Raw genomic sequence first — 17,779 nt, 5'->3', positions numbered from 1 at the left:
AAATCTGTCCATCCGGGAACTGACGGATCGTCGGCTGGCGTTCCGCCGAACCGGTGGCCCCGCCGCGCCGTCCCCGGCCGCGCCGCCGCGTACCCTTGCGCGGGTGAACGCCACCGACCGCACCCCTGCCGACCTGCTGGGATCCGCGCTCGCCGCCGATCCCGGACGCCCCCTGGTGACCTTCTACGACGACGCCACGGGCGAACGCGTCGAACTGTCCGTGGCCACCTTCGCCAATTGGGTGGCCAAGACCGCCAACCTCCTCCAGGGCGACCTCGCCGCCGGGCCCGGCGACCGGGTCGCACTGCTGCTGCCCGCCCACTGGCAGACGGCGGTGTGGCTGCTGGCCTGCTCGTCGGTGGGGGTGATCGCGGACGTGTCCGGCGACCCGGCGGCGGCCGACGTCGTCGTGAGCGGACCGGACTCGCTGGACGCGGCGCGCGCGTGCCGTGGCGAGCGGGTCGCGCTCGCGCTGCGGCCGCTCGGCGGGCGGTTCCCGCAGACGCCGGAGGGCTTCGTCGACTACGCCGTGGAAGTGCCGAGTCAGGGCGACCGGTTCGCGCCGTTCTCGCCGGTCGACCCGGAGGAGCCGGCACTGATCGTGGCCGGCGCGGAGCTGACGGGCGCGGAGGTGGTGGAGCGGGCGGTCCGGGACGCCCCGTCGCTCGATCTGACGGGGCCCGGGTCCCGGCTGCTGTCCGGGCTGCCGTACGACACCTGGGAGGGGCTGAGCGCGGGGCTGTACGCGCCGTTGGCCTCCGGAGGCTCCGTGGTGCTGTGCCGGCACCTGGAGAGGCTGGACGGAGAGGCTCTGGCCAGGCGGATCGAGAGCGAACGGGTGACCGCCGCGCGCCACTAGGGCCCCGCCGGACGGGCCCCTGGGGGAGCGTGCTGCCGTCACCCGTTCGGAGTAGCAAGAGCCCTCTCTGACCTCCCCCTCACGTCATGGTCGTAAGAACCAGGAACGTGACGCTCGTACGCCGTGAGGGGGCCGGCCGTGACCGACAGCGCAGGCAGCCCCTCCGGCCGGACCCCGCCTTCCGGTGCCTCCGCCACCGCCGAGGGGCGCATACGCAGGCGCCGGCGGCGGTGGGCGAAGGGGGCGGCCCTGGGGGCCGGGGTCCTGCTCCTGGCGGCGGCCGGGGGCGGATGGGCGGTGTACGCGAAGCTGAGCGCCAACATCACGGCCGACGACGCGGCCGCCGCCGAGCTCGCCCGGTACGAGCGGGAACGGCCCACGGCGCTGGTGCACGACGCGCAGAACATCCTGCTGATCGGGTCGGACACGCGCTCGGGGGACGGCAACGACGCCTACGGGCGGGACCTGGGCAGTGAGCGGTCCGACACCACGATCCTGCTCCACCTGGCCGCCGACCGGCGCAGCGCCACCGCCGTGTCGCTGCCCCGCGACCTGATGGTGGACATACCGAGCTGCCGGCGCGCGGACGGCAGCCGCAGCGAGCCGATGTTCGCGATGTTCAACCAGGCCTTCCAAGTGGGCGGGTCGGCCTGCACCATCCGGACCGTCGAGAAGCTGACGGACATCCGGATCGACCACCACGTCGTCGTCGACTTCAGCGGCTTCAAGGAGATGGTCGACGCCGTCGACGGCGTCGAGGTGTGCCTGAGCAGGCCCATCGACGACAAGGCCGCCAAGCTGCGACTGCCCGCGGGCAAGGTCACGCTCGACGGCGAGCAGGCACTCGGCTACGTGCGGGCCCGCAAGTCCCTGGGCGACGGCAGCGACACCGACCGGATGGGCCGTCAGCAGCGGTTCCTCGGGGCACTGGTCAGCAAGGTACGCAGCGACGACGTCCTGCTGAACCCGGTCAAGCTCTACCCGGTGCTGGACGCGGCCACCTCCTCGCTCACCACGGACCCGGGACTGGCGAGCCTGAGCGGCCTCTACCAACTGGTGCGCGGCTTGCGGAACATACCCACCGACCAGATGCGATTCATGACCGTTCCGCGGGAGTCGTACGTTTACAACTCCAATCGTGACCAGCTGGTGGAACCGGACGCCGAGAGACTCTTCGCACGGTTGCGCGCGGACCAGCCGGTCGCGGTGGCCCGGGAAGTCACACCGGAATCTCACGCGGGCGACCTCGGCGACGACCGCCCTGACGACCCTTCCGACGACCGGCGGAACGCTCCCTCCCCCACCCCGACCTTCCGCGGGAACACCGCAGCAGAGGACAGCTGTGAGTAAAGCGACCGCCAAAGCCGTACCTGTGTTCAGGAGAATGCGACGGATTGCCCAGTTGTAGGAAGGTGGAATTTGTCACGAGCGTCGTTGGACGCTGAACTGGGCGGATAGTGTGAGCGATCCGGTGCACCCGGCCGCGAGGTCTGTCCTGGGGTCGTGCACTGATTGACCGAGACCCGTGCGCCTGGTGGGGGGAAGGGCGCCGCGTGGCCCCAACGGAGGATTCGGACAACCGTGGACGCGCAAGGACGTGGGCGGGCGGACAACATCGATCCCGCAGACCAGTGGGTGCTCAATCCGAACACCGGCGAATACGAACTGCGACTGAGCGCTTCCGCACCGCAGTCGACGGTACCGGGACCACGCAGATCCACCTCGCCCCGTGCGGGCGCGGCGGGAGGCGGGGCCGGCGGCCGGGCCGCCGCGCCCGGGCGCGGGACGCCGGACCTCGGCAGCCGGGACATGTCCGGGCCCGAGTTCCCGGCGCAGCGACGGCGCCGGGGCGGCCCTCCCGAGCCTCCGCCGGGGCGGCGCAACCGGCGGCCGGTGAAGAAGAAGTCGAAGGCCAAGAAGATCCTGCTGTGGACCGGTGGCGGCATGGCGTTCGTGCTGGTCGCCGTCAGCGCGGCCGGCTACCTCTACATCAAGCACCTCAACGACAACATCACCTCCGTCTCCGACGACGGCGCGAGCACCGGTGGCTTCCGCAAGGACAAGGCGATCAACATCCTGCTGATCGGCACCGACAAGCGCACCGGCAAGGGCAACGAGGGGTACGGCGACGCGGGCAGCGTCGGGCACGCCGACACCAACATCCTGCTGCACATCTCCAAGGACCGCTCCAACGCCACGGCGCTGAGCATCCCGCGCGACCTGATCGTGAACGTGCCGGACTGCCCGACCAAGCAGGCCGACGGCTCCATGAAGGTCATCCCTGGTACCCAGAACCAACGGTTCAACACCAGCCTCGGCCAGGACGGCCGGACGCCGAGCTGCACCATGCGCACGGTCACCGAGGTGACCGGGATCAAACCGGACGACTTCATGGTCGCCGACTTCAACGCGGTCAAGACGCTGACCAGCGCGGTCGGCGGGGTCGATGTCTGCCTGGCGAAGGACATCAACGACAAGGATTCGCACCTGAACCTGTCCAAGGGCCCGCACAACATCTCGGGCGAGCAGGCGCTTGCGTTCGTGCGTACCCGGCACTCGGTCGGTCTCGGCGGCGACCTGAGCCGGATCGAGCTGCAGCAGCAGTTCCTCAGCGCGCTGATGCGCAAGCTGAGCTCCAACTCGACGCTCACCAGTCCGACGAAGATGCTGAAGCTGGCCGAGGCCGGCACCAAGGCGCTGACCGTCGACTCGCAGCTCGACAGCATCGGCAAACTGAAGGACCTGGGGCTGGAGCTGGGCAAGCTCAACCCGAAGAACCTGACCTTCACCACCGTGCCGGTGGTCGACAACCCGGCCGACGGTGCCATCCACAAGACGGTGATCGTCAAGCCCAACGCCGCCCCGGCGGTCTTCGACGCGATCAAGAACGACGTCTCCTTCTCCGACGTGAAGAAGAAGCAGAAGGCGGCCAAGGACGCGCAGGCGGCCCTTCTCAAGGGCACCAAGTCCGCCCCCTCCGAGGTCCGGGTGCGCATCTACAACGGCGGGGCCCCGGGCGGCAGCGCACAGGCGGAACTCAGCTACCTGCAGAACGACGCGGGCGTGCTCAAGTCGGACAACGCGGGCAACGCACCCGCCGCACTGAGCAAGACGACGCTCGAGTACGCGCCCGACCAGGCGCCCCAGGCACGTCGGCTGGCCGCCATCCTGGGGCTGTCCGGATCCGCGATGAAGCCCGGCAAGAGCGTGATCAACTCCCAGGGCCTGCCCGCCATGACGCTGACGCTGGGCAAGGACTTCAAGGGTGCGGGAGTGTCCTTCACCGCTCCTAGCAAGGCCCCGAACGTCGACAAGACCACGGCCAACCAGGTCAAGTGCGCCGGCTGAGCCGCTGAGGGCCACCGGACGGGCCTGTCCCACGCCCGAGAGGGCGTGGGACAGGCCCGTTCCGTGTGACACGGCTGTCCCTGGACGGCTCCGGCACCGGTCGGTGCCCGGACGGGTACGCACCGTGTCGCACCTGGAAACCGAGGCCTCCGGTTCCCGCCGGGAACCCCCGGCAGTCTCCTGACTGGCTGCAGAATGATGAGGCGCGCTCAGGTCCGGGAGGCGGGCGTAACCGGGTGTGTTGTCCGCGGCGGACGACATGGTGTGCGCCCGGCAGGTAACCCAATGGGCCCCTCGTGCGTCTGACAAGGGGCAAGGACGTACGTATCCAGGTGAGGGCGCAGGGTGGGGAGGGGCAGGGAGTTGGTGCGGAGCAGCATGCATGGGGAGGGTCCCGCGGTGAAGGACACGATGTCGCTCGAGCCGCAGGGGGCGGACGCGTCGGCCGGACAGGGCCGGCACGGTGGCGGGAGAGGCCGGGACGGTACGCAGGAGAACCCACCACGGCGCAGACGACGTGCGCTGCGCTGGTCGGCGACGGTGCTGGCGGTGGTCATACTCGGCACCGCGGGAGCGGGCTACCTCTACTACCAGCACCTGAACGGCAACATCAGGAAGGACCCCCTGAACATCGGGGACGCCAAGGACAGGGCGGCGGCGTCCCAGGCGAACGCGGCCGGCCAGACGCCGCTGAACATTCTGCTGATCGGGTCGGACGGGCGGAACAACAAAGAGGACCAGAAGCTCGGCGGCGCCAAGGACACGTTCAACACCGCGCCGCGCGCGGACGTCCAGATGCTGCTGCACCTCTCGGCGGACCGCACCAACATGTCGGTGGTCAGCATGCCGCGCGACACCCGCTTGGACATGCCCAAGTGCACGGACCCGGACAGCGGCAAGGTGTACCAGGCCACCACGTTCACCATGACCAACGACTCGCTGGGCCGCGGCGGCCCCGGCTGCACGGTGGCGACCTGGGAGAAGCTCACCGACATCCACATCGACCACTTCATGATGATCGACTTCGCGGGGGTGGTGTCCATGGCCGATGCGATCGGCGGTGTGCCGGTCTGCGTGGACGCCAACATCCACTCCAAGGACCGTCTGGGTCACGGCTCGGGCCTGAAGCTCAAGAAGGGCACCACCGACATCAAGGGCGTCCAGGCCCTGCAGTGGCTGCGCACCCGGTACGGCTTCGAGGACAACACCGACATAGCCCGGGCCAAGGCCCAGCACCAGTACATGAACGCGATGGTCCGCCAGTTGCGTGAGAACGCCACGCTGAGCAACCCGGGCAAGCTGCAGTCTCTCGCCGAGACGGCCACCAAGGCTCTGACGGTGGACGACGGGCTCGGCACGGTGGCGAAGCTGTACGACCTGAGCAAGGAACTCAAGAAGGTCCCCACCAAGCGCATCACCATGACGACGATGCCGTGGCAGTACGTCTCGGCCACCGATGGCCGGGTGGTGCCCAAGCCGGGTGACGCCGCGAAGCTGTTCCGGCTGGTCCGCGAGGACATCGCCCTGGACGGCAAGAGCCAGAGGAAGGAGTCCACCGCCGCGAAGGCGAGCTCCGACCCGGCCGCGGCCGACGACAAGATCGCCGTGCAGGTGGAGAACGGCACGCGGTCCGAGACCCTGGCGCCGGTCCGCGGGCGGGCCAACACGGTCGCCCAGCTTCTCCTCGGCAAGGGGTTCACACAGGCGGTGGCGGATCGTTCCGCCGCGCTGAGCGAGGCCACGACGGTGATCCGCTACCCGAGCGCGGATCTGGAGGGCGACGCCCAGCGGGTGGCCAAGGCGCTCGGCATCCCGGTGGCCGCGGTGAAGAAGTCCACGGACGTCTCCGGGATCACGCTGGTGGTCGGCGCCGACTGGCGGTCGGGCACCAAGTACACCGCGCCCAAGGAGGACGACTCCACCCCTGATTCGGCGCAGGTCATCAACGGCGCGGACAAGAAGCAGTGCATGCACGTCAACCCGGGCTACACCTGGTAGCCCGGGCCGACGGGTGCCTCGCGCGGCCTCAGTCGGTGACGAGCACCGCGGGGCGGCGTGAGGCGATGACCTTCTTGGCCAGGGAGCGGGGGCTGGTCAGGAAGCCCCAGCCCCACGACATGTGCATGGTGGCGAGGGCCAGCGGGATCTGCAGCCGGGCCTTCACCGGCAGGCCCTTGCCCGCGGGCACCGAACCGGCGACGATCGCCGCGAGATAACCGCCGGGGACCACGAAGCCCCAGGGGGTCAGGGCCACGCCCACCACGATCCCCGCCGCTATCGCGCACACCGCGGTCGGCGGGGCGAGGTAGCGCAGGTTGATGGAGCCCTCGTGGTAGCGGGCGACCACGTGCCGCCAGCGGCCGTAGTCCTTGTACTGCCTGGCCAGCGCCCGCACGTTCGGCCGGGGCCGGTACGACACCCGCAGCTCCGGCGAGAACCAGATCAGCCCGCCCGCCTCACGGATGCGGAAGTTCAGTTCCCAGTCCTGGGCGCGGATGAACTCCTCGTTGTAGCCGCCCTGCCGCTCCAGCGCCTCGCGCCGGAAGACGCCCAGGTAGACGGTGTCTGCCGGCGCGGCCTCGCCGCCGGTGTGGAAGGCGGCGTTGCCGACACCGATCTTCGAGGTCATCGCGGCGGCGACCGCGTGCTCCCAGTCGTTCTCGCCCTCGGCGTGCATGATGCCGCCGACGTTCTGCGCGCCGGTCTCCTCCAGCAGCCGCACGGCGGTGGCGATGTAGTTCGGCGACAGCATGCCGTGCCCGTCGACGCGCACCACGATCGGATGGCGGGAGGCCTTGATCGCGGCGTTCAGCGCGGCGGGCGTACGGCCGGTCGGGTTCGGGACGGTGTGCACGCGGGGGTCTTCGGCGACCAGTTCGGCGGCGATCTCGTCCGTGCGGTCCGTGGACGGGCCGAGGGCGATCACCACCTCCATCTCGCCTGCGTACTCCTGCGCGAGGATGGCTCGGACGGCCCCGCGCAGATGCCGTTCCTCGTTGAGGACGGGCATGATCACAGAAACGGCGGGAGGCCGCACGTCGGGGTTGGCGTTCATAGGGGCCTCACGTTACCGCGAACGGGGGATGCCTTTGCGCGCCGCCGGGTCGCTGCCCCGGGCTGGAGATCGTATGGGCCTACGGTGCTCACGGAGGTGTCCCCATGCCCGTCACGCAGCCAGGCTCTCCCGCCCGACCCCGGCAGCGCCCGCGACCGCCCCGGCCGCAGCGGATGCCGCGGCCGCCCGCCCGGCGGAGACGACCGCGCTGGGCCATGCGGGCCGTGACCACGCTCTCGGTGGTGGTGCTCGCCTCGGCCGGGATCGGGCACGCGGTGGTCAGCAGCCTGGACGCGGGGATCGCCCGGGTCGACGCCTTCAAGGACATGAAGAACCGCCCGCGGGCGGGCCACGGCATGAACGTCCTGCTGGTCGGCACCGACGGCCGGGACAAGGTCGACGAGGAGGCGCGGCGGAAGTACCGGCTGGGCGGGGCGCCCTGCCACTGCACCGACACGATCATGATCGTGCACATCTCGGACGACCGGGAGCGGGCGAGCGTGGTGAGCCTGCCGCGTGACTCCTACGCCGAGGCGCCCGCGCACGTCGACGCGATCACCGGGCAGCGCCACGCCCCGCACCCCCTCAAGCTCAACGCGGCGTACGCGGAGGGCGGGCCGCAGCTCACCGTGCGCACGGTCGAGAACATGACCCATGTGAAGATCGACCACTATCTGGAGGTCGACTTCACCAGCTTCATGCGAACCGTGGACGTACTCGGCGGCGTCCGGGTCTGCACCCCGCTGCCGCTGAGGGACGCGTACACCGGGCTGGACCTCCCGGCCGGTACGCACACCCTGATGGGCGGGCAGGCCCTGCAGTACGTCCGCGCCCGGCACGTCGACGCGGCCAGTGACCTCGGCCGGATGAGACGCCAGCAGCGGTTCCTCGCGGCGCTGGTCGAGCGGTCGACCTCCTCCGGGGTGCTGCTGAACCCGATGCGGTTCCGGGACGTGACCCGGGCGGTGCTGGGCTCGGTCCGGGCGGACGAGGGCTTCGGCACGGACGAGCTGCTGGACCTGGGCCGGGCGATGCGGAACTTCTCCCCTTCCTCGTCCGAGTTCACGACCGTCCCCATCGGGCAGATGGCCTACCCGGTGAAGGGCATCGGCTCGACGCTGAAGTGGGACGGGCCGAAGGCCGAGCAGCTGTTCCAGGCCCTGCGCGACGACCGTCCCCTGGCCACCCCCCGCCCGCCCCGGCGGGACCCGGTCGCCCCCGTCGAGGTCGCGCCGCAGCGGATCCGCGTGCAGGTGCAGAACGGCACCCGGACCGTGGGCCTGGGCAGGCGGGTCGACGCGGCGCTGGCGGCGACCGGCTTCGCCACCACCCACCTGCCGGTGGACGCCCCCGTCCACGACGTGCGCCGCACGGTGGTCCTCTTCGACCCCCGCTGGGACCGCTCCGCCAAGTCCCTGGCCGCGGCCCTGCCCGGCAGCGAGCTGCGGGCGGTGCCCGGTCAGGGACCGATGCTGAAGGTGATCGCCGGGTCGGACTTCAGGAACGTACGAAAGGTCCGGGCCGAGGCCCCGGCCGGCCAGGCGGACACGACGGTGCTGCGGGGCGACGAGGTGCGGTGCTGATGAGCCGGGGCCGTGACCATCGTCCCAGGAGTCCCAGGAGGCCCAGGAGGCCCAGGAGGCCCAGGAGTCCCAGGAGGCCCAGCAGAGGGGCCTAGTCCTCGTACCCCTCCGCCGCACGCCTCTCCCTCAGCTCCCGGATCGCCCGGCGGCGGGCGAGACGGTGGGTGCGGCGGATCTGGGCTTCCTGGCAGCGGCGCTCGTCGCGCTCGGTCTCCGGGACGACGGGCGGGACACGGCGGGGTTTGCCGTCGGCGTCGACCGCGGCGAACACCAGGTAGGCGGAGCCGACATGGGTGGGCGGGGTGGATTCGTTCCAGCGTTCGGCGAGGACACGGACGCCGATCTCCATCGAGGTCCGGCCGGTCCAGTTGACCTGGGCCTTCACATGGACCAGGTCGCCGACGCGGACCGGCTCGAGGAAGACCATCTCGTCCATGGACGCGGTGACGGCGGGGCCCCCGCTGTGCCGGCCGGCCACCGCGCCCGCGGCGTCGTCGACCAGCTTCATGATCACACCGCCGTGGACCGTGCCCAGCAGGTTGGTGTCGTTGTGGGTCATGATGTGGCTGAGCGTGGTCCGGGACGCGGACGTCGGCTTGCCGGGGATGTCCGGCGTACCCGACTCCGCCGCGGTGGCCTGGTCTGTCATGACCCCCACCATATGCCGAGGTGACATTCGCGGAATTTGTATGGGGTTCGCAACAGCGGCGCCCTGATTTCCCGACAGGCCTTGTAAGGCACCTGGTCGTGCCCGGCACACTGGGGCCCATGAATGACTGGCCCGAGGGATGGTCCGACGAGAACCGCGGCCCGCGCTACGGACGCGGCAGTGCCGGCGCGCAGCCTGAGGGCGCACGCGTGATGCGCCAGGTCCGGCGCGGTCCCGGGTCCCCGCCGGGGCAGGGCGGGTACGGCACGCCCGGCCCGGCGGCGCCGCCGCCGTACAGCAGCGGGGTCCCGCAGCAGCCGTCGTACGTCGACGGCCAGGGCCACGACGACGGCTACGGGTACGACAGCGGCTACAACACGGGCCAGGTCTACGGCAACCCCGGCGGCGGCCCGGGCGGACCGGCGGGCGCCGGCACCCGCGGCCCACGGCCCGCGCCGAACTGGCGGAGACGCATCAAGTGGACCGCGATCACCGTGGCCACCGTGCTGGTCGTCACCTCGGTGGCGACCTACTTCTGGGCCGACTCCAAGCTCCACCGCGACGTCGACCTGTCCACGGTCATCGACCGGCCGGCGACGGGCGACGGCACCAACTACCTGATCGTCGGCTCCGACAGCCGCAAGGGCATGTCGGCCGAGGAGAAGAAGAGGCTGCACACCGGTTCCGCCGAGGGGCAGCGCACCGACTCGATGATGATCCTGCACGTCGGAAGCAGCGGCGACACACTGATCTCGCTGCCGCGCGACTCGAACGTGACGATTCCGACGTTCAAGGGCTCGGAGTCCGGCAAGATCAAGGGCCCCCTCGGACCGAACAAACTGAACGCGGCATACGCGTTCGACGGCCCGACGCTCCTCGTTCGTACGGTCGAGTACAACACCGGCCTGCACATAGACCACTACGTCGAGATAGGCTTCGCCGGCTTCGCGAAGATCGTGGATGCGGTCGGCGGTGTAGAGATCAACATCGACAAGGGCTTCAAGGACAAGTACTCGGGAGCCGACTTCAAGGCGGGCAAGCAGAAGCTGAACGGCGAGCAGGCCCTCGCCTTCGTCCGCACCCGGCACGCCTTCGCCACCTCCGACCTGCAGCGCACCAAGAACCAGCAGAAGTTCCTGTCAGCCCTCGCGCACCAGGTGGCCACCCCGTCGACGGTCCTGAACCCCTTCAAGTTCTACCCGACGATGAGCGCCGGCCTGGACTCGCTCACCGTCGACAAGGACATGAGCCTGTGGGACCTGGCGTCCATGTTCTGGGCGATGAAGGGCGTCAGCGGCGGTGACGGCACGTCCATGAACATGCCGGTCTCCGGCTCGACGGGCGGCAACCTCGTCTGGGACAAGGCGAAGGTCAAGACGCTGGTGAACGAGCTGAACAACGACGAGAAGGTCACCGTCTCCGGCAACTAGGCCGGTCTGCGGACACGGCCGAGGGCACCCACCAGGGGAGCGGGTGCCCTCGGGGAGTGGGCTCAGGCCCGGGTCACATCGTGGCGCCGGCCATCGAGCGGCACATCTCCGCGCAGCGGCGACACGCCTCCGCGCAGCGCATCATCTGCTGGTCGTCCGGCATGGACATACACGCCTCGGCGCACATGTCGCACGCCTTGGCGCACATCGCGCACATCTCCTGGGCCATGGGCGAGCGCCGCATCATCATGTCGGCGCACATGCGGGTCATCTCCGAGCAGTCCATGAGCGCGCGCATGATCTGCATCTGGGCCTGGCCGCCCAGCTGCATGCAGGAGCTCATGGCCTGCTCGCACATGGTGTGCGCCGCCATGCACGCCTCGACACAGTCCTGCATCTCCTTGCTCATCGCTCCCATGGCGGGCTGGGTTCGGGGTGCGGTCATGGTTCCTCCTCGGAGGCATGGGTGCCCAGGGACGGGCTCCGTGTGCTTCCGTCCTACGCCCGACCCGCGGGTACTGCCATTCCTGTTACGGCTTCCTGCCGACACCGCCGAAGTGGGTGACCGCGACGGGTTCCGGGCCCTCCTCCGGACGCCAGTGGGAGCAGGAGACGATGCCCGGTTCGAGTACGTCCACCCGGTCGAAGAGGCGTACCAGGTCGGCACGGCTGCGCAGGGTCATGGGTGCCGAGCCCTGACTGTTCCAGTACTCCACGGCCTGGGTCATCGCCTCGCCGTCCACCTCCGTGGTGGGGTGGGAGATCACCAGGTGGCTGCCGGAGGGTACGGCGTCCAGGAGCCGGTGGACGATGGAGACCGCCTCGTCCGTGTCCATGACGAAGTTCAGGATGCCCAGCATGGTGATGGCGACCGGCCGGTCGAAGTCCAGCGTCCGCGCCGCGCCCGCCAGGATCCTCTCCGGGTCGTGCGCGTCCGCATCGATGTAGTCGGTGGCCCCCTCCGGCGTGCTGGTGAGCAACGCGTGGGCGTGGGTCAGGACGAGGGGGTCGTTGTCGACGTACACGATCCGGGACGTGGGGTCGACGCGCTGGGCGACCTCGTGGGTGTTGTCGGCGGTCGGCAGGCCCGTGCCGATGTCCAGGAACTGCCGGATCCCCGCCTCCCCGGCCAGATAGCGCACGGCCCGCGCGAGGAACGCCCGGTCGGCCACGGCGGAGCGGGGCAGCGCCGGCACGAAGCCGAGGATCTGCTCGCCGACCTCCTCGTCCACCGGGTAGTGGTCCTTGCCGCCCAGCCAGTAGTTCCAGATGCGGGCCGAGTGGGACACGTCGGTCCGCATCCGGGACATGCGCGCGACGCCTTCGTCACCGGCGGCTTGGGTTTCGGACATGGCGGTCTGTTCTCCTTCGGGCGATCACCGACACGATGCGCACCAAAATAGACAGAAGGCGCCCCTCAGGACGCCTTCTTCCGAAACCTCGCGGTCGGCAACTACCCGATGACTACGGCAGGTTACGGGCCATCACGATCCGCTGGACCTGGTTCGTGCCCTCGTATATCTGCGTGATCTTCGCGTCGCGCATCATCCGCTCCACCGGGTAGTCACGGGTGTAGCCGTAACCGCCCAGCAGCTGGACCGCGTCCGTGGTGACCTCCATCGCCACGTCCGAGGCGAAGCACTTGGCGGCCGCGCCCTGGAAGGTGAGGTCGCTGTCGCCGCGCTCGGAGGCGGCCGCGGCCTGGTAGGTGAGGGCGCGGGCGGCGGCGATCTTCATGGCCATGTCGGCGAGCATGAACTGGATGCCCTGGAAGTCGGCGATCGGCTTGCCGAACTGCTTGCGCTCCTGGACGTAACCCTTGGCGTAGTCGAGGGCGCCCTGGGCGACACCGAGGGCCTGGGCGGCGATGGTGATGCGGGTGTGGTCCAGGGTCTTCATCGCGGTGGCGAAGCCGGTGCCCTCCTCGCCGATCATGCGGTCGGCGGGGATGCGGACGTTGTCGAAGTAGACCTCGCGCGTCGGGGAGCCCTTGATGCCGAGCTTCTTCTCGGGGGCGCCGAAGGAGACGCCCTCGTCGGACTTCTCGACGACGAAGGCCGAGATGCCCTTCGAGCGCTTCGAGGGGTCCGTCACGGCCATCACCGTGTAGTACTCCGACACGCCCGCGTTGGTGATCCAGCGCTTCACGCCGTTGAGGATCCAGTGGTCGCCGTCGCGGACCGCCTTGGTCTTCATACCGGCCGCGTCCGAGCCGGCCTCGGGCTCGGAGAGGCAGTACGAGAACATCGCGTCGCCCTTGGCCAGGGGCGCGAGGTACCTCTTCTTCAGGTCCTCGGAGCCGGAGAGGATCACCGGGAGGGAGCCCAGCTTGTTCACGGCCGGGATCAGGGAGGAGGACACGCAGACCCGCGCCACCTCCTCGATCACGATCACCGTGGCGAGCGCGTCGGCGCCCGCGCCGCCGTACTCCTCGGGGACGTGCACGGCGTGCAGGTCGTTCGCGACGAGGGCGTCGAGCGCCTCCTGCGGGAAGCGGGCCTCCTCGTCCACCGCCGCGGCGTGCGGCGCGATCTTCGCCTCGGCCAGCGAGCGGACGGCGTCGCGGAGCATGTCGTGCTCCTCGGACGGGCGGTACAGGTCGAAGTCAGCCGATCCGGCCAAGGTTTCTCACGCTCCAACGCTAATTACCGTTAAGTAACACAAAGTTTAGGGGTCCACCAGCGGCACGCATACGTGAGCTTCGTGACAGCCGGGAGGCTGCCCATCGAAGCGCCCGCCGAAGCACCGCGGCGCGCCTTGGCTATGCTCGGGCCCGCACCTGACGCGTACCCCTGGAGCACCCATGAGCCTCAAGATCACCGTGATCGGCACCGGCTATCTCGGCGCCACGCACGCCGCGGCCATGGCCGAGCTCGGTTTCGAGGTGCTCGGGCTGGACGTCGTGCCGGAGAAGATCGAGAAGCTGGAGCGCGGCGAGGCCCCGATGTTCGAGCCGGGGCTCGAGGAGCTGCTGAGGAAGCATGTGGCGGGCTTCGAGGGTTCCTCGGGCCGGCTGCGCTTCACCCAGGACTGGTCCGAGGCCGGCGCGTTCGGCGACGTGCACTTCCTGTGCGTCAACACTCCGCAGCGGCACGGGGACTACGCGGCCGACATGTCGTACGTGAACGCGGCCCTGGCCTCGCTCGCCCCGCACCTCGCCGGCCCCGCGCTCGTCGTGGGCAAGTCCACCGTGCCCGTCGGCTCCGCCGACCGCCTCGCGGCCTACCTGGCCGAGCACGCCCCGGCCGGCGCGGACGCCGAGCTGGCCTGGAACCCGGAGTTCCTGAGGGAGGGCTTCGCCGTCGAGGACACGCTGCACCCGGACCGGCTCGTGGTGGGGGTGCGCAGTGAGCGGGCGGAGAAGCTGCTGCGGGAGGTGTACGCGACGCCGATCGCCGAGGGCACGCCGTTCGTGGTCACCGACTTCCCGACGGCGGAGCTGGTGAAGACCGCCGCGAACTCCTTCCTGGCGACGAAGATCTCCTTCATCAACGCCATGGCCGAGGTGTGCGAGGCAGCGGGCGGTGACGTCGCCAGGCTGGCGGAGGCCATCGGGTACGACGACCGGATCGGCAGGAAGTTCCTGCGCGCCGGGATCGGCTTCGGCGGCGGCTGTCTGCCGAAGGACATCCGGGCGTTCATGGCGCGCGCCGGTGAGCTGGGCGTCGACCAGGCGCTGACCTTCCTGCGCGAGATCGACTCCATCAACATGCGCCGTCGCGGCCAGATGGTCGAGCTGACCCGTGATGCCCTCGGCGGCGGTTCCTTCCTGGGCCGGCGGGTCGCGGTGCTCGGCGCGACCTTCAAGCCCGACTCGGACGACGTCCGGGACTCCCCCGCGCTGAACGTGGCGGGCCAGATCCATCTGCAGGGCGGCCAGGTCACGGTGTACGACCCGAAGGGCATGGACAACGCCCGCCGGGTCTTCCCGACGCTCGGGTACGCCGACTCCGCGCTGGAGGCGGTCCGGGGCGCCGACGTGGTGCTGCACCTGACCGAGTGGCGGGAGTTCCGCGAGCTGGACCCGGCCGCGCTGGGCGAGGTCACGAAGGGCCGGCTGGTCCTCGACGGCCGCAACACCCTCGACCCGGAGTTGTGGCGGCGGGCCGGGTGGACGTACCGCGCGATGGGGCGGCCGACCGCCTGAACGAAGGCGGACGAAGGCAGGTGACACCGGTTCGGCCGAGGCTCAGTCGGCCGAACCGGTGTCTTCACACATTCTGCACCAACGGGGCGGTCACCCGCCGACGAACTCCCTGTGATCGCCGCTGCCTTACGCTTCCTTGGCCCGGTACCGGCGCATCTTCGCGCGTGCCCCGCACACCTGCATCGAGCACCAGCGGCCGCGTCCGGCCGGGCTGCGGTCGTAGTACGCCCAGTGGCAGGTGTCGGCCTCGCAGGCCTTGAGGCGGTTCCAGGTGCCGGCCACCAGCGCTTCGGCGACGGCTGCCGCGATGCGGGACAGCAGGGGGCCGGGGTCGGCCGGGGCGAGGACCGCCGAGCCGTCCCGCTCGTCGACCGCCACCAGCAGCGGGGCCCGGGCCAGCAACTCGCCCAGGGGGGTCACCGCGCGGTGCGGGGGGTGGCCGGCGTGGGCCAGCAGGGTGGCGCGCAGCGCTTCGCGCAGTTCGCGGGCCGCGGGGACGTCGTCCTCCGTGAGCCCGAACCGCGACCGGCCGTCCGCCGTGTCGAGCGCGTCGGCACCCGATTCGATGTCCAGGGTGTTCACCAGGGACTCGACCAGCGCCAGGCCTCCTGGTGCGGCCGACCTCTCACTCATGCTTGCGACGTTACCTCCGATGCGGCAGCATGCAGTAACGGTTACCGGTTACCCGCCTCTACGGGTAACTCCGGCCTGGAGGAACTCCGACCTGGAGGAGGAAGACATGGCTCTCGCCAAGTTCGGTTCGGTCGTGCTGGACTGTCCCGACCCGCGCGCGCTCGCCGGTTTCTACGCCGAGGTGCTCGGTGGCGCCGTCGAGGGCGACGGGGACTGGGTGGATCTGAAGGTGCCCGGCGGACCGTCGCTGGCGTTCCAGGCGGCGCCCGGTTTCGTACCGCCGAGGTGGCCGGCGGCCGATCACTCGCAGCAGTTCCACCTGGACCTGGTCGTGGAGGACCTGGACGCGGCCGAGAAGGGCGTGCTCGCGCTCGGCGCGAAGCCGCTGGACGCCGCCGACCGTTCCCGCAGCTTCCGGGTTTACGCCGATCCGGCCGGGCACCCGTTCTGCCTCTGCGCCTGCTGACACAGGGAGGGCTCATGCCTGGCGTCGCACGTTTGCGTTCCGTCGTGATCGACTGTCCCGCCCCGAGCAAGCTCGCCGCCTTCTACCAGGCGGTGGTGGGCGGCACCCTGCACACCGACGAGGGGGACGACGAGAACGACTGGCTCGTCCTGGACGTACCGGGCGGGCTCCGGCTCGCCTTCCAGCGGGTGGACGACCTCACACCGCCGGAGTGGCCGCGGGGCGACCGCAACGCGCAGCAGTTCCACATCGACCTCGACGCCGGGTCCACCTGGGAGGAGGTCGACGCGGTCCACGAGAAGGTGCTGGCGCTGGGCGCGCGGCCGCTGGATCTGGAGGACCGGGAGAAGAAGGACTTCCAGGTGTACGCCGACCCGGCCGGGCATCCTTTCTGCCTGTGCCGGATCGAGCACACCTGACAGGTCCTACCGGTCGAGCTCCTCGATGCTCGCGTTGGACGGCCCCCGCGTCGCCTGGACGCCGCGCGCCACGTCCTCCGCCGCGCCCAGTACCCGTACCGCGTTCTTCCAGGTCAGCTTGGCCAGGTCGGACTTCGACCAGCCGCGGTCCAGGAGTTCGGCGAGGAGGTTGGGGTAGCCGGAGACGTCGTCGAGCCCGGCCGGGGTGAAGGCCGTGCCGTCGTAGTCACCGCCGATGCCGAGGTGGTCGATGCCGGCGACCTCGCGCATGTGGTCGAGGTGGTCGGCCACCGTGGCCGCCGTGGCGACGGGGCGCGGGTTGCGCTCCTCGAAGGCGCGGTGCGCCTTCATCGCCTTGGCGGTGGTGTCGAGGTGGTGGAAGCCGTGCGCGCGCATGTTCTCGTCGGCGGCGGCCGTCCAGTCCACGGCCGCCCGGAGCACGAACTTCGGTACGAACGTCACCATCGCCACCCCGCCGTTCGCGGGCAGCCGCTCCAGGACGTCGTCCGGGATGTTGCGCGGGTGGTCGCACACGGCCCGGGCGGAGGAATGGGAGAAGATCACCGGCGCGGACGACGTGTCCAGCGCGTCCCGCATGGTCGTCGCCGCCACGTGGGAGAGGTCGACCAGCATGCCGAGCCGGTTCATCTCCCGGACCACCTCACGGCCGAAGGCCGACAGGCCGCCGACGTTCGGCTCGTCCGTCGCGGAGTCCGCCCACGCCACGTTGTCGTTGTGAGTGAGCGTCATGTAGCGGACGCCGAGCGCGTACAGGCCGCGCAGGGTGCCGAGAGAGTTCGCGATCGAGTGGCCGCCCTCCGCGCCCATGAGGGAGGCGATACGGCCCTCCCGGCGTGCCGTCTCCATGTCGGCGGCGGTCAGCGCGGGGGCCAGGTCCGCCGGGTAGCGGGCCAGGAGCTGCCGTACGCAGTCGATCTGCTCCAGCGTCGCCGGGACGGGGTCGGGCAGGTCGGACCGGACGTACACCGACCAGTACTGCGCGCCGACGCCGCCCGCGCGCAGCCGCGGGATGTCGGTGTGCAGGTGGGCGTTCTGGGGCCGGGCGATGTCGCGGGCGGCGAGGTCGTAGCGGACCTGCTCGCGCAACGCCCACGGCAGGTCGTTGTGCCCGTCGACGACCGGGAACTCGCGCAGCAGCTCCCGGGCCGCCTCCACCGGGCTCACCGCGG

Annotated in this window: 16 protein-coding genes; 9 read left to right on the top strand and 7 right to left on the bottom strand. The window is 70.4% G+C overall.

Going from position 1 to position 17,779, the window contains the following annotated elements:
• Nucleotides 1-103 precede the first annotated feature (103 nt).
• From ACFYZQ_RS24270 to ACFYZQ_RS24255, 4 genes are all read left to right on the top strand, one after another.
• Nucleotides 104-859: a TIGR03089 family protein gene (locus ACFYZQ_RS24270; RefSeq protein WP_389151292.1), complete on the top strand. Its 756-nt coding sequence runs from the start codon at nucleotides 104-106 to the stop codon at nucleotides 857-859.
• Nucleotides 860-997: 138 nt separating this feature from the next.
• The gene (locus ACFYZQ_RS24265; RefSeq protein WP_389151289.1) at nucleotides 998-2,209 is read left to right on the top strand and encodes an LCP family protein; all 1,212 of its coding nucleotides are present in this window, start codon (nucleotides 998-1,000) and stop codon (nucleotides 2,207-2,209) included.
• A 231-nt stretch (nucleotides 2,210-2,440) separates the two neighbouring features.
• A complete protein-coding gene (locus ACFYZQ_RS24260) occupies nucleotides 2,441-4,207 on the top strand; it encodes an LCP family protein (RefSeq protein WP_389151286.1) in 1,767 nt (588 codons plus the stop codon).
• A 411-nt stretch (nucleotides 4,208-4,618) separates the two neighbouring features.
• Complete coding sequence (locus tag ACFYZQ_RS24255; RefSeq protein WP_389151386.1) at nucleotides 4,619-6,205, top strand: LCP family protein; 1,587 nt, start codon at nucleotides 4,619-4,621, stop codon at nucleotides 6,203-6,205.
• Nucleotides 6,206-6,233: 28 nt separating this feature from the next.
• Here the strand turns inward: ACFYZQ_RS24255 and ACFYZQ_RS24250 are convergent, their stop codons facing one another.
• Entirely contained in the window at nucleotides 6,234-7,262 is a 1,029-nt protein-coding gene (locus ACFYZQ_RS24250) for a glycosyltransferase family 2 protein (RefSeq protein ID WP_389151283.1), read from the bottom strand.
• 215 nt (nucleotides 7,263-7,477) lie between these two features.
• Between ACFYZQ_RS24250 and ACFYZQ_RS24245 the strand changes: the two genes are divergently transcribed.
• Nucleotides 7,478-8,845 (top strand): LCP family protein, encoded by a 1,368-nt coding sequence (locus ACFYZQ_RS24245; protein WP_389151281.1) that lies wholly within the window; start codon nucleotides 7,478-7,480, stop codon nucleotides 8,843-8,845.
• Nucleotides 8,846-8,936: 91 nt separating this feature from the next.
• Here the strand turns inward: ACFYZQ_RS24245 and ACFYZQ_RS24240 are convergent, their stop codons facing one another.
• A complete protein-coding gene (locus tag ACFYZQ_RS24240) occupies nucleotides 8,937-9,494 on the bottom strand; it encodes an acyl-CoA thioesterase (protein WP_389151278.1) in 558 nt (185 codons plus the stop codon).
• A gap of 119 nt (nucleotides 9,495-9,613) precedes the next feature.
• Between ACFYZQ_RS24240 and ACFYZQ_RS24235 the strand changes: the two genes are divergently transcribed.
• Nucleotides 9,614-10,924, top strand: coding sequence for an LCP family protein (locus ACFYZQ_RS24235; protein WP_389151276.1), 1,311 nt, complete (start codon nucleotides 9,614-9,616; stop codon nucleotides 10,922-10,924).
• A 73-nt stretch (nucleotides 10,925-10,997) separates the two neighbouring features.
• Here ACFYZQ_RS24235 and ACFYZQ_RS24230 read toward each other — a convergent pair whose 3' ends face one another.
• The 3 genes from ACFYZQ_RS24230 to ACFYZQ_RS24220 form a co-directional block, all read right to left on the bottom strand.
• On the bottom strand, nucleotides 10,998-11,369 hold the full coding sequence (locus tag ACFYZQ_RS24230; RefSeq protein WP_389151273.1) for a four-helix bundle copper-binding protein: 372 nt from the start codon (nucleotides 11,367-11,369) through the stop codon (nucleotides 10,998-11,000).
• An 85-nt stretch (nucleotides 11,370-11,454) separates the two neighbouring features.
• A complete protein-coding gene (locus ACFYZQ_RS24225; RefSeq protein ID WP_389151270.1) occupies nucleotides 11,455-12,276 on the bottom strand; it encodes an SAM-dependent methyltransferase in 822 nt (273 codons plus the stop codon).
• Between the two features lie 112 nt (nucleotides 12,277-12,388).
• Nucleotides 12,389-13,546 (bottom strand): acyl-CoA dehydrogenase, encoded by a 1,158-nt coding sequence (locus ACFYZQ_RS24220; RefSeq protein ID WP_389151268.1) that lies wholly within the window; start codon nucleotides 13,544-13,546, stop codon nucleotides 12,389-12,391.
• A 181-nt stretch (nucleotides 13,547-13,727) separates the two neighbouring features.
• Here ACFYZQ_RS24220 and ACFYZQ_RS24215 point away from each other — a divergent pair, with 181 nt between their 5' ends.
• The gene (locus ACFYZQ_RS24215) at nucleotides 13,728-15,071 is read left to right on the top strand and encodes a UDP-glucose dehydrogenase family protein (protein ID WP_389151266.1); all 1,344 of its coding nucleotides are present in this window, start codon (nucleotides 13,728-13,730) and stop codon (nucleotides 15,069-15,071) included.
• Between the two features lie 126 nt (nucleotides 15,072-15,197).
• Here ACFYZQ_RS24215 and ACFYZQ_RS24210 read toward each other — a convergent pair whose 3' ends face one another.
• Complete coding sequence (locus ACFYZQ_RS24210; protein WP_389151263.1) at nucleotides 15,198-15,704, bottom strand: CGNR zinc finger domain-containing protein; 507 nt, start codon at nucleotides 15,702-15,704, stop codon at nucleotides 15,198-15,200.
• Between the two features lie 106 nt (nucleotides 15,705-15,810).
• On the opposite strand from ACFYZQ_RS24210, the gene ACFYZQ_RS24205 reads away from it, so the two are divergent.
• Nucleotides 15,811-16,170 (top strand): VOC family protein, encoded by a 360-nt coding sequence (locus tag ACFYZQ_RS24205; protein ID WP_389151260.1) that lies wholly within the window; start codon nucleotides 15,811-15,813, stop codon nucleotides 16,168-16,170.
• Nucleotides 16,171-16,184: 14 nt separating this feature from the next.
• Nucleotides 16,185-16,589 carry a VOC family protein gene (locus ACFYZQ_RS24200; RefSeq protein WP_389151257.1) on the top strand — a complete coding sequence of 135 codons (405 nt, stop codon included), beginning with the start codon at nucleotides 16,185-16,187 and terminating at the stop codon, nucleotides 16,587-16,589.
• A 6-nt stretch (nucleotides 16,590-16,595) separates the two neighbouring features.
• Here the strand turns inward: ACFYZQ_RS24200 and ACFYZQ_RS24195 are convergent, their stop codons facing one another.
• Nucleotides 16,596-17,774 carry a dipeptidase gene (locus ACFYZQ_RS24195; protein ID WP_389151383.1) on the bottom strand — a complete coding sequence of 393 codons (1,179 nt, stop codon included), beginning with the start codon at nucleotides 17,772-17,774 and terminating at the stop codon, nucleotides 16,596-16,598.
• Nucleotides 17,775-17,779: the final 5 nt, after the last annotated feature.

Source organism: Streptomyces sp. NPDC001843 (assembly GCF_042891955.1).
In the GTDB taxonomy this organism is placed as follows: domain Bacteria; phylum Actinomycetota; class Actinomycetes; order Streptomycetales; family Streptomycetaceae; genus Streptomyces.
This window is presented reverse-complemented; position numbering and strand designations above follow the sequence as displayed.